Source organism: Kurthia populi (assembly GCF_042686175.1).
GTDB lineage: Bacteria > Bacillota > Bacilli > Bacillales_A > Planococcaceae > Kurthia > Kurthia populi.
In genome coordinates this window covers 1-13,024 of sequence record NZ_JBHUOR010000137.1, presented here as the reverse complement: position 1 = coordinate 13,024, position 13,024 = coordinate 1, and the positions used below count along the sequence as shown (strand labels likewise).

At 38.5% G+C, this 13,024-nt stretch carries 10 protein-coding genes; all 10 read left to right on the top strand.

Annotation, left to right across the window (positions count from 1 at the left end; genetic code table 11):
• Nucleotides 1-3 precede the first annotated feature (3 nt).
• Nucleotides 4-1,149 carry a tRNA guanosine(34) transglycosylase Tgt gene (tgt, locus tag ACFSY7_RS17405; protein ID WP_126991093.1) on the top strand — a complete coding sequence of 382 codons (1,146 nt, stop codon included), beginning with the start codon at nt 4-6 and terminating at the stop codon, nt 1,147-1,149.
• A gap of 49 nt (nt 1,150-1,198) precedes the next feature.
• The gene (yajC, locus tag ACFSY7_RS17400) at nt 1,199-1,477 is read left to right on the top strand and encodes a preprotein translocase subunit YajC (RefSeq protein WP_126991094.1); all 279 of its coding nucleotides are present in this window, start codon (nt 1,199-1,201) and stop codon (nt 1,475-1,477) included.
• 141 nt (nt 1,478-1,618) lie between these two features.
• Nucleotides 1,619-1,852: a post-transcriptional regulator gene (locus ACFSY7_RS17395; RefSeq protein ID WP_126991095.1), complete on the top strand. Its 234-nt coding sequence runs from the start codon at nt 1,619-1,621 to the stop codon at nt 1,850-1,852.
• A gap of 167 nt (nt 1,853-2,019) precedes the next feature.
• On the top strand, nt 2,020-4,296 hold the full coding sequence (gene secDF / locus ACFSY7_RS17390) for a protein translocase subunit SecDF (RefSeq protein ID WP_380148898.1): 2,277 nt from the start codon (nt 2,020-2,022) through the stop codon (nt 4,294-4,296).
• 174 nt (nt 4,297-4,470) lie between these two features.
• Complete coding sequence (locus ACFSY7_RS17385; protein ID WP_380148897.1) at nt 4,471-6,249, top strand: S8 family peptidase; 1,779 nt, start codon at nt 4,471-4,473, stop codon at nt 6,247-6,249.
• Between the two features lie 151 nt (nt 6,250-6,400).
• A complete protein-coding gene (locus tag ACFSY7_RS17380; RefSeq protein ID WP_380148895.1) occupies nt 6,401-7,120 on the top strand; it encodes a prepilin peptidase in 720 nt (239 codons plus the stop codon).
• Nucleotides 7,121-7,182: 62 nt separating this feature from the next.
• Entirely contained in the window at nt 7,183-9,525 is a 2,343-nt protein-coding gene (recJ, locus tag ACFSY7_RS17375; RefSeq protein ID WP_380148894.1) for a single-stranded-DNA-specific exonuclease RecJ, read from the top strand.
• The gene (locus ACFSY7_RS17370) at nt 9,525-10,043 is read left to right on the top strand and encodes an adenine phosphoribosyltransferase (protein ID WP_126991100.1); all 519 of its coding nucleotides are present in this window, start codon (nt 9,525-9,527) and stop codon (nt 10,041-10,043) included. Before recJ ends, ACFSY7_RS17370 begins: the two co-directional genes overlap by 1 nt.
• Before the next feature lie 177 nt (nt 10,044-10,220).
• Nucleotides 10,221-12,413, top strand: a complete 2,193-nt coding sequence (locus ACFSY7_RS17365) for a RelA/SpoT family protein (protein ID WP_126991101.1) — start codon at nt 10,221-10,223, stop codon at nt 12,411-12,413.
• A 15-nt stretch (nt 12,414-12,428) separates the two neighbouring features.
• Entirely contained in the window at nt 12,429-12,875 is a 447-nt protein-coding gene (dtd, locus tag ACFSY7_RS17360; RefSeq protein ID WP_380148893.1) for a D-aminoacyl-tRNA deacylase, read from the top strand.
• The last annotated feature ends 149 nt before the right edge of the window (nt 12,876-13,024 follow it).

Here is a 13,024-nt window from a genome sequence, read left to right as displayed (position 1 = left end):
TACATGTCTCAACAACCAATTCGTTATGAACTGATTAAAAAATGTAAACAAACAGGCGCACGCTTAGGTATCGTGCATACGCCACACGGCTCATTTGAAACGCCTGCTTTTATGCCAGTAGGTACACAAGCAACAGTTAAAACAATGGCGCCAGAAGAAATTAAAGCAATGGGTGCCAATATAATCCTGTCAAATACGTATCATTTATGGTTACGCCCAGGTCACGAGCTAATTAAAGAAGCGGGTGGCTTACACAAATTTATGAACTGGGACGGTGCTATCTTAACAGACTCAGGTGGTTTCCAAGTATTCTCGCTATCTGATATGCGTAAAATCACAGAAGAAGGCGTGCATTTCCGTAACCACTTAAATGGTTCGAAAATGTTCTTAAGTCCTGAAAAAGCAATGGAAATTCAAAATGCATTAGGCTCAGACATTATGATGGCCTTTGATGAATGTCCACCATTCCCAGCAACATTTGAATATATGAAAGCGTCTGTTGAGCGTACAACACGCTGGGCAGAACGCTGTCTAAAAGCGCATGCACGTCCAGATGAACAAGGTTTATTTGGGATTATTCAAGGTGGCGAATTCGAAGAGCTACGTAAACAATCAGCACGTGATTTAGTAGCAATGGACTTCCCAGGCTATGCAATCGGTGGTTTATCTGTAGGGGAACCAAAACCAATCATGAACCGTATGCTTGAATATACAACACCATTAATGCCCGAAAACAAACCACGTTATTTAATGGGTGTTGGTTCACCAGACTCATTAATCGATGGTTCAATCCGCGGTATCGATATGTTTGACTGTGTACTACCAACACGTATTGCACGTAATGGTACATGTATGACAAGTCAAGGTCGTGTCGTTGTGAAAAATGCGAAATTTGCAAAAGACTTTACACCAATCGATCCTGAGTGCGATTGCTACACATGTAAAAACTACACAAAAGCATACATTCGTCACTTAATTAAAGCCGACGAAACATTTGGTATTCGTTTAACATCAACACATAACTTACATTTCTTGCAAAACTTAATGCGTCAAGTGCGTGAAGCAATCCGAGAAGACCGTCTAGGCGATTTCCGTGAAGAGTTCTTCGAAAAATATGGCTTCAACAAACCGAATGCAAAAAACTTCTAAGTCTTGTATAATTATTTCTTGTATAGATAGAAAGGGGGACTAGATAGAAATGGATTTAATGGGTTTATTACCAATGATCGTAATCATTGCATTAATGTACTTTATGTTAATTCGTCCGAGCCAAAAGCAACGTAAGAAACAACAAGAAATGCAAAATGCTTTATCACGTGGTAACAAAGTTGTCACAATTGGTGGCTTACACGGTACAGTTGAAGCAATTGACGATTCAACAGTTGTTTTATCAATTGAAGATGGTTCAAAAGTACGCTTTGAGCGCGCTGCGATTCAACGTGTGTTAGAAGGCGAAGGCGTATCATTAACAAAATAATAACGACGTTATAAGTCAAAAAGGATGTCCAAACGGGCGTCCTTTTCTTTTTTTGGCGAAATATTCCTACGTGAAGTGAGCGAGAGTTTCGAGTTCTTGGTATAATAACAATAGTATTCAAGTAAGAGGAGGTTGTTCAGCATGGTCGCATTTAATGAATTGTACCAACAAGTCGCGTTCGTCCTATCGATGAAATGCGAAGATTTTGCATTACAAGGGACACATCTTACACCAGAAGAGCTGTGGGAATTTTGCTTGAAGTATTTATGGCAGCATGAAAAACCAGAACAGCTTCATATCCATAGCTTAATTGCTGATTTATTTTCCTTATCGATGCAAGATTATTGGCGCCTGCATAGCGCGGAATCATCATAATTTTTTGACGTCATTTGACACAAACGCCAAGCTGTTTCATAATAAGGCTGTTATGTAGAAAATGGCAAAAGAGCATAGGTATATGTTCTTAATGCTTTATAAGAATAATATTTTCATGTTATTATTTTTATAACATATTGTGGCATTCGTTTGAGGAGGATTTTTGAATGAAATTAAGAAGCCGAATCGCGGCCTTTTTATTGATTGTGATCGCTTTATTCGCAACAATGGGCACGACGATTAACGGAGTCTTAAAAGACATCAACTTAGGTCTTGACCTACAGGGTGGCTTTGAGGTTCTGTATGAAGTACAACCGCTAAAAGATGGCGGTAAAGTAACGGAAGAGGATGTAAAGGCAACAGCAGATGCGATTTCTAGACGTGTTAACGTATTAGGTGTATCTGAGCCAAGCATTCAAATTGAAGGAAAAAATCGTATTCGCGTACAGCTTGCCGGTGTTAAAAACCAAGACCAAGCGCGTGAAGTGCTATCAAGTCAAGCGAACTTAACGTTCCGTGACTTCGATGATAAGCTATTACTTAACGGTAATGACTTAGTACAAGGTGGCGCAAAAGCGGCTTTCAATCAAGAGAATAAACCGATTGTTACCTTGAAATTAAAAGACGCACAAAAATTTGCAGATATTACTTCTGAAATTTCACAACGTCCCGCTCCACAAAATTTACTTGTAATTTGGTTGGATTATCAAAAAGGTGATTCCTACGTAAAAGAAGCACAAAAAGAGGAACCAGCATACGCTTCTGCAGCAACAGTTACTAAAGTTTTAAATACTACAGATGTTGAAATTTCAGGTAACTTCACTGTACAAGAAACAAAAGATTTAGCAGGTATTTTAAATGCCGGTGCACTTCCAGCGAAATTAGTTGAAATGTATTCAACATCTGTTGGGGCACAATTCGGTGATGACGCATTAAAAGCCACAGTATTTGCGAGTATCATCGGTGTTGCTGCTATCTTTATCTTTATGTTAGTTGTTTACCGTTTACCTGGTTTAGTAGCAGTCATTACATTAGCAATCTTCACATACATCGTATTATGGGTATTTGAAATGATTAATGCTGTACTGACGCTACCAGGTATCGCCGCGTTAGTATTAGGGATTGGGATGGCCGTCGATGCGAATATCCTCATGTATGAACGTATTAAAGAGGAATTACGTGTCGGTAAGTCTGTTAAAGCAGCTTTCAAATCGGGTTCTAAATCATCGTTCACAGCAATCTTTGATGCTAATATTACGACATTACTTGCAGCCGCTGTATTATTCTACTTCGGTACAAGTAGCGTAAAAGGTTTCGCCACAACATTAATCATTAGTATTGTTGTAACCTTTATTACAGCAATTGCAGGTACACGTATATTACTCGGCTTACTTGTTCAATCAGGTTATTTAGATAATAAACCTTGGTTATTTGGTGTAAATAAGAAAAAAGTACACAAGCTATCAGAAGGTATTGATACACTTGATTTAAAAACACACTTTGACCGCTTTGACTTTGTGCATAATCGTAAGAAATTCTTTGCGCTTTCAGCAGTGTTAATTTTAGCTGGTATGATCGTGCTAGGTATTTTTAAATTAAACTTAGGTATCGACTTTACAGCTGGTTCTCGTGTGGAAGTTCAAACAACACAAACGTTAAATTCGGAAGAAGTTCAAAAAGTAGTTGAAAAAGAAGGTTTAACACCAAAAGATATTTCAATCGCAGGTGATAAATCAGAAACAGCTGTACTACGTTTTGTAGAGGATTTCTCAAAAGACGAAGTGAAACAATTCCGTGATCATATGAAAGCGCAATACGGTGATGATACGGAAGTTGTCATTTCAACTGTATCGACAACAATTGGTGCAGAGCTTGTTTCAAATGCGATTAAAGCATTAGTCTACGCTGCAATTGGTATTATTATTTATGTTGCGGTTCGTTTCGAATGGCGCATGGGTGTCGGTACGATTATTTCATTACTACATGACGTATTCTTTATGATTGCGATCTTTAGTTTATTCCGTATCGAAGTTGACATTACCTTTATCGCTGCAGTCTTAACGATTGTCGGTTACTCGATAAATGATACGATTGTTACATTTGACCGTATTCGAGAAAATCTTCACCGCGTTGGTGTTATTAAAAATGCAGAAGATTTAGCGCATATTGTCAATAAATCATTACGTCAAACATTAACACGTTCTGTGAATACCGTCGTAACGGTGTTAGTTGTTGTTATTGCCCTAATGATTTTCGGTGCAACATCAATTCAAACATTCTCACTTGCATTATTAATCGGTTTAGTTACCGGTGTTTACTCATCAATCTATATCGCAGCTCAAATTTGGTATGTGCTTAAAGTACGCCAAATGAAAAAGCAAGGCGGCAAACTTGACGTTAGTAAAAAAGAAAGCAAATGGGGTTCAGATGAGCCAATGGTTTAAGGCTTCATTAAAAAGCACTCTAGCATATAGCTAGGGTGCTTTTTTTACTAGAAATGTAATTGAAATGACATATGAAAGTAACGTAGAATATGACGCTCTATGATACAATATGAACAATTCAGATGTAATAAATGGACGTGTTGGCCAATTTTCAGTGAGTAGGAGAGAAGAAAGATGAATTGGAAAAAATGGTGTTTAACAATTGGAGCTTCCGCTTGGTTAGCAGTAGCTGCACCACAATTTGCCCATGCAGCAGAGCATGAGGATGTTTTTATTATTTATAAAAATGATGCCGGTAAACAAGCAATTGAGGAGAATGCAACGGCTATTGTAAAAGATTTCGAAGCCTTTAAAACAATCGAAGGAACATTTAGTGATGATGCACTGCGCATATTAAAATCAGATACAAATATTCAAGTAATCGAAAAAAATGCAACTACATACGAAACTTCTGCTCGCTATACAACGGCTGATTTATTATCGATTACCAATTTATCATGGAGTTCGAAAATGACGGGGATAACACGCCCTTGGACATTAGGTTTAACCGGCAATGGTGTAAAAGTGGGAGTCATTGATACAGGTGTTGCTAAGGTCTCAGGTATGGATCATGTGACACGTTTATCCTTTGTACAAGACAATCCAGCGACTTCAGTAGACGAGAGTACAGTTTATGACACAGAAAACCATGGTACGGGAGTAGCTGGTATCATCACAGCGAATTCTGTAAAAGATGGTACGAATACAGTTGTGGGACTGGCACCTAATGCCGATGTTTATAGTCTAAAGGTTTTCGAAGGAGACAACGCTGAAATGTCGACAATTTTATCGGCAGTAGAATGGAGTATTGAAAACAATCTTACTGTGCTAAATATGTCGCTCGGCTCTGCAGAACCCGATGCTATTTTAGAGCGTGCTATTAAAGCAGCAAATGCAGCAGGTGTCACCATTATTGCTGCTAGCGGCAATGAAAGTTCGTTATCTGCATTGGCACCGGTTGATTATCCTGCAGCCTATTCAGGTGTGATTGGTGTCGGAGCGGTAGATCAACAAAAAGTGCGCTCGTATTTTTCAAATGTAGGTGATACCGTTGATTTTGTAGCGCCAGGAGAGTCTCTTCGATTGCTATCAAAATCCGGCGGTATAAGAGTGGATTCAGGTACGTCATTTGCGGCACCTCATATTACAGCAATGATTACTTTACTAAAAGAAAAATACCCAACAGCAACTACAGCACAGCTTCAAGCTTTATTAAAAAAATATAGTGAAGATTTAGGTGTGTCAGGGCGTGATGATTTATATGGTAACGGCTTACCGAATTTGGCTGCGTTTGTGACAGATGAAAAATTACCAACAGTTGAAAATGAACCGATAACACCTTCACCAGACGACTCAGATGGCTCTAGTTTACCAATCGATACAGATGATGAAGCGATTGAAACGAAGAGTGATGCACAGCAGTTTATTAGTAATAATCAATATAAAATTACAACGTGGCTTTCAGCAATTCAAGAAGGTAGAAAAATTGGCTTACGCACAAAATTCACGCCATTGTATTCACTTTATAGTGACTTAGCATCTCCCGAAAAGAAATTAGTGAAGGCTTACAATAAAAAAATTAAAACGGTTGTAACGTCTCCTACGACAAAATCGACAAAAATCAGTGCGACAAATTTAACAAAAATGGCGTCTGCGAAAACGACACAGATTCGCTTTACAACGCCGATTAAGTCTTCTACGCTCACAGAGAATCGTGTTGTCATTTACCGCGCTGGCAAAGAGGTATCGGGTTTTAAATTGACGAAGGCTTCAAGCGGGAAAGCTATTCGTTTAACGACAACCAAAACATTAGCAAAAGGGAATTATGTGATTATGATTGATCCTACTAAATTAAAAACAAAAACATCAAAAGCAATTACTACACCATTTGCGATTAAATTTACGGTGAAATAAATAATAGGACGTGTATTTGAATGATTATTTTCAAATGCACGTTTTTTTTAATGGGTTTTTAAATAATAACTTCTTTTTCGTCATTATTGTAAAAAAATAAATTCGCTAAAATAAAGGATGCCACGTACACTGTCAAAAAGGAGCTGATTAGATGCCCGTATTACTTTTTATAATTACTGCCTGTTTTGCGTCGTTTTGTCATGTGGTAGGCTATCGTTTACCGAAAAAGCAATCTTTTATCGTTGGACGTTCTTGCTGTGAACAGTGTCACACTGTCTTAAAGCCAGTAGAATTGATTCCGATTTTATCTTATATTTTATTACGAGGGCGCTGTCGACATTGTCAGAAATCGATTCCGTTATTATCACCATTCCTTGAAGTACTTAGTGGCTTTTTAGTTGTCGCATTATATAGTGTTTATGGTCTATCGAATGCTTTTTTTCTAGGCTTTGTTCTTGTCTTATTATTTGTCACAATTTCAGTGAGTGACATGTACTATCAACTGATTCCCAATCGTATTTTATTGTTTTTTTGGAGTGTTATTTTTATCATTTGCTTATTTGAACCTGAGCTATTATTCATGCGAATAGTCGGAAGTGCAAGCATTTTTTTATTTTTAGCATTATTTGCATGGCTATCACATGGTGGAATCGGTGGTGGCGATGTGAAATTATATGCAATTATTGGTGCAGTACTTGGCTTACCTTTAGCGTTCGTATCGTTATTTTTAGCGACATTATGTGGATTTGTGTGGTTTTTCGTAGGTCGAGCATCTACAACGAGAGAAATTCCTTTTGCGCCCTCGATTGCTATTGCAACAATGGTTACCTATTTTTACGGAGAAGCGTTTTTAAACTGGTATACTCATTAAGCTTTTTTATGTGCCAAACGAATGTTTGTCGTTATAATGAAAGATAGTGAGGAAGTGAGCATATGGGAACTATGGAGAAAAAATGGCGTATTCATACGCCCGATGAGCAAGCAGTGGAAGCCGTTGCACAAGGGACGGGTTTATCTGCACTTGCAGCGAAAATTTTAGTGACACGCGGGTATACAACTACAGATGAGGCACTTGATTTCTTGCGTACAGATGAGGAAGTTATTCATGATCCGTATTTATTGCATGATTTAGAGGGAGCGGTTGCGCGGATTCAACGTGCCATTGAGCAACAGGAAAATATTGTGGTCTACGGTGATTATGATACAGATGGTATTACAAGTTCAACGGTTATGAAGACAGCGCTACAGCAGCTTGGTGCAGTTGTAGAACACGTTATTCCAAATCGCTTCGAGCATGGTTATGGACCGAATGAAGCGCTATTCCGTGAAATTGCAGAAGCAGGCGCCAACTTATTGATTACAGTCGATAATGGCATTGCAGGCAATGGTCCAATTGATGTTATCAAGTCACTTGGTGTAGATGTAATTGTTACAGATCACCATGAGCCAGGAAAAGAATTACCGAATGCAGACTTTATTATTCACCCACGTCACCCAGAGGGGAATTATCCATTTGGTGAGTTGGCCGGTGTTGGGGTGGCGTTTAAAGTAGCTCAAGCACTATTAGGTCGCGTACCTGAGGAATTAATAGATGTCGTTGCGATTGGGACAGTAGCTGATTTAGTTCCGTTAGTAGATGAAAATCGTTATTTCGTTATCAAAGGATTAGAACGTATGCGTCATCATGCGCGACCGGCAATCCAAGCATTAGCAACCGTTGCGGGTACAGAGTTAAGTGATATTGATGAACAAACGATCGGCTTTGGCTTTGGTCCTCGTTTAAATGCACTAGGACGCTTAGGAGATGCCGCACCTGGTGTTGACTTTTTAATGATGGAACAACAAACAGAGGCCATGCATATGGCGAATTATTTAAACGAACGTAATAAAGAGCGTCAAGATTTAGTTGCAGCCATTACAGAGGAAGCCATTGATATGGTTGAAACTATTCCGGAAGTAGGAAATTCTCGTGTGTTAGTCGTTGCAGGTGAGGGGTGGAATGCGGGTGTTGTCGGAATAGTTGCATCACGTCTGGTAGAAAAATACTATCGTCCAACAATCGTCCTGGCGACAGATAGCGAAAAAGGCATTGCAAAAGGCTCGGCACGTAGTATTGAAGGCTTTAATATGTATGTGGAACTTGATAAAAATCGTGATATTTTACCAGCATTTGGGGGACACCCAATGGCCGCAGGTATGACGTTGCAACAAGCCGATGTGGATGAGCTACGCAGTCGTCTACATACACAAGCACTTGATTGTTTAAGTGAAGAAGATTTGGTGCCGGTTTTAAATATTGATATTCCACTTAATGTAGAAGAAATTGATTTAGACGCACTGGATGATTTGAAAAAATTAGCGCCATTTGGAGTGGAGTTTGAAAAACCATTATACGGTTTACGAGACTTATCCATTAAAACGATGCGTAAAATTGGTGCCAATGAAGACCATATTAAAATGGAAATCGGGAAAAATGGCCATTATTTAGATGCTGTTGGTTTTCATAAAGGGTATTTAGCCGATGAACTGACACCAGGCATCGATATTTCATTTGCTGGGGATATTCAAATTAATGAGTGGAATGGTCGTCGTAAACCACAATTCATGCTACAAGACGTGCATACCGATGCTTGGCAGCTTTTTGATATTCGTGGCGGACATAAAATTTCACAATGGTTAGCGAAAATTGATGCAGACCAAACAACATTTTTAGCATTTCGTAAAGATACAATTGCGCATTATACGAGTGTTATTCCACGGGAAATTAAATATTATGACGAAGAAGATACTGCAGAAGCATACGAGAAATTTATTGTTTTACTCGACTTGCCACAGAATGTTCAACAATTAGAACACGTTATTTCGTTGGAAAAATTGGAAAGAATTTATGCGCATTTCTACGTATCAGACCCACATTTATTCGATGGAATGCCGACACGTGAACAATTTGTCTGGTACTACGCATTTTTACGAAAACGTCGCGAATTCCATTTACACCAAAATTTGAATACATTAGCGAAGCATAAAGGTTGGAGTCGAGCAATGCTAATTTTCATGACACAGGTGTTTTTTGAACTTGAATTTGTTACAATAGAGAATGGACTTGCTAAAATTGTAGATAACCCACCAAAGCGAGACTTAACATCTGCTGCTATTTACAAAGAGCGCACGCAGCAACTCGCGTTAGAAAAGACGCTGTTGTATGCACCATATAAAGATTTAAGACAGTGGTTTGATGAACGAATACATCAAACAGTTTCTGAGGAGGAACAATAATGGATTTAAAACAATACGTATCGATCGTACAAGATTGGCCTAAAGAAGGCATTTCTTTCAAAGATATCACAACAATTATGGACAATGGTAAAGCATACCGATATGCTACTGACCAAATTGTGGAATATGCTAAAAAAGTAGGCGCAGAGCTTATCGTCGGACCTGAAGCGCGTGGCTTCATTACAGGATGTCCTGTAGCATACGCATTAGAAATCGGATTTGCTCCGGTACGTAAACCTGGTAAATTACCTCGTGAAGTCATCTCAGCTGATTACGGCTTAGAATACGGTAAAGACACATTAACAATGCACAAAGATGCTATCAAACCAGGCCAAAAAGTATTAATCGTTGATGATTTACTTGCTACTGGTGGTACAGTTGCTGCAACGATTCAATTAATCGAAGAATTAGGCGGCGAAGTAGTCGGCTGTGCATTCTTAATTGAATTAGAAGAATTACACGGTCGCGATAAAATTGAAGGCTATGATATCTTCACATTAATGCAATACCCATACTAATCATTGAGTGATGAATGAAGCACAAAAGCTGCGCATTGGCGTAGCTTTTGTGTTTTTCTTCAATTAAAAGTTTATTTTACGAATAAATCAATAGTAGTAGCTTTACAAAGGTAGGCATTGTTTTATAAAATGGAACTTATATCTAATCGGAAAAATTATGAATAGGGTGGGCTTAACATGGCGAAGGATCAAGTAATGACATCAGAAGAAGTGTTTGACATACTTTCTTCTTATATGAATGAGGAACACGTCGAGTTTGTGCGACGCGCATATGAGCTAGCAAGAGAGGCGCATAAGGAGCAGTTCCGTAGTTCGGGAGAGCCGTATATTGTGCATCCTGTACAAGTAGCAGGTATTTTGGCAGATTTACAAATGGATCCAGAAACGGTTTCTGCGGGCTTTTTACACGATGTTGTAGAAGACACAGAAGTGACACGTGAAGATTTAGTAGCGCAATTTGGTGAAGAAGTAGCCATGTTAGTTGATGGCGTCACAAAATTAGGGAAAATCAAATATAAATCGAAAAAAGAACAACAAGCAGAAAACCATCGTAAAATGTTTGTTGCGATGGCCCAAGATATTCGTGTTATTTTAATTAAATTAGCAGACCGCTTACATAATATGCGTACGCTAAAACATTTGCCTGTAGAAAAACAACGTCGAATTTCAAAAGAAACACTTGAAATTTTTGCGCCATTAGCACATCGTTTAGGGATTTCAGCAATCAAATGGGAACTCGAAGATACGGCATTACGTTATTTAAACCCACAACAATATTATCGTATTGTTAATTTAATGAAACGTAAGCGTACAGAACGTGAAGCTTATTTGAAAAATGTGATGGACGAAATTCATGGCCAATTGGATGATGTTGAAATTCATGCAGACCTATCGGGACGTCCAAAGCATATTTATAGTATTTATAAAAAAATGCAGTCTCAGCATAAACAATTTAATGAAATCTATGACTTATTAGCGATTCGCGTACTTGTAGATAGCATTAAAGATTGTTATGCCGTATTAGGGATTGTCCATACATTATGGAAACCAATGCCAGGACGTTTTAAAGATTATATTGCCATGCCAAAACAAAATTTATATCAATCGTTACATACGACGGTTATTGGACCTTACGGGGACCCTTTAGAAGTACAAATTCGTACAAAAGATATGCATAATATTGCAGAGTACGGTGTTGCGGCGCATTGGGCGTATAAAGAAGGTAAAAACGCAGCGACTGAAAAATCTGATATTGATAGCAAATTAACGTGGTTCCGTGAGATTTTAGAATTCCAAAATGTATCCAATGATGCTGAGGAATTTATGGAATCATTAAAATTCGATTTATTCTCAGATATGGTTTACGTCTTTTCACCAAAAGGCGACGTACTTGAGCTTCCCGCAGGCTCTGTACCAATTGACTTTGCCTATCGTGTGCACTCTGAGATTGGGAACCGTACCATTGGTGCAAAAGTGAATGGCAAAATGGTGCCGCTTGATACACCACTGCATACAGGCGATATTGTTGAAGTGATTACATCAAAACAATCATTTGGCCCAAGCCGTGATTGGCTGAGCCTAGCACAATCTTCACAAGCAAAACATAAAATTAAGCAATTCTTTAAAAAGCAAGCACGTGAAGATAATGTGAATAAAGGGCGCGAAATGATTGAAAAAGAGATTGAAGAACAAGGCTTTAATCGTGATGAAGTATTAACTACGGAAAACTTCAAGCGTGCTTGTGAAAAATTTAATTACCAATCTGCCGATGATTTAATTGCTGCAGTTGGTTTTAATGGCATGACTGCTTTACAAGTGGTTAATCGATTAGCAGAAAAAATTCGTAAAGAACGTGATTCACAAGAAGCGCTTCAAAAAATCACGAAGGAAATGAATAAACCTGAAGATACAAAACCAACAGAAACCGGTGTTGTTGTTAGAGGGTTAGAAAATCTATTAATTCGTTTATCACGTTGTTGTCGCCCGGTTCCTGGCGATGATATCGTAGGCTTTATTACAAAAGGGCGTGGGGTATCGGTTCACCGTGCAGATTGTCCAAACGTACAAGCTGCATCTGAAAAAGAACGATTAATTGATGTTGAATGGGAATTTGCTGACAATAATACTAAATTATATGCCGTTGATATTGAAGTGACTGGTTTTGATCGTCCGGCTTTAATTACAGATGTTATGCAAGTTGTAAATGAAACAAAAACGCAAATTAGTGCAGTAAATGGCCGTGCAGATCGTGATAAAATTGCGACGGTTCATTTAACATTACAAATTCGTGATATTCAACATTTATATAAAGTGGTAGATCGTATTAAACAAATTCCAGATATATATTCTGTACAACGTGTCAACAACTAAGGGGAGTTAGAACAAGTGAGAGTCGTATTACAACGTAGTCGAGAGGCTTCGGTTACCGTAGAAGGAAAAATTACAGGTCAAATCAACAAAGGGTATGTATTACTTGTAGGTATTACACATGACGATACAAAATCAGATGCCGATTATTTAGCAGCCAAAATTGCTAAAACACGTATTTGGGAAGATGACGAAGGAAAAATGAATTTGTCAATTTCTCAACATGGCGGTGCGATTTTATCTATTTCGCAGTTTACGCTTTACGCTGATACAAAAAAGGGGAACCGTCCTAGTTTTACTGGTGCATCGCGTCCAGAACACGCCGAACCGCTATGGGAGTACTTTAATGAAGCACTTCGTAAAGAAGGCCTAGAAGTCCACACAGGTATCTTTGGCGCGATGATGGATGTCGAGCTCATAAATGATGGCCCTGTGACGATTATTTTTGATTCACCTACGAAATAATAAACAAAAAGGAGTTGCCTAAATGGTAACTCCTTTTTGTTTACATAAGATAGATTGTCAAATTAACTGCACCACTTCACATTCAAATGCATCCTGTGTGGTATTCCAGTTGAGGCACTTTCTTGGTCGATTGTTGATCAATGAAAGTG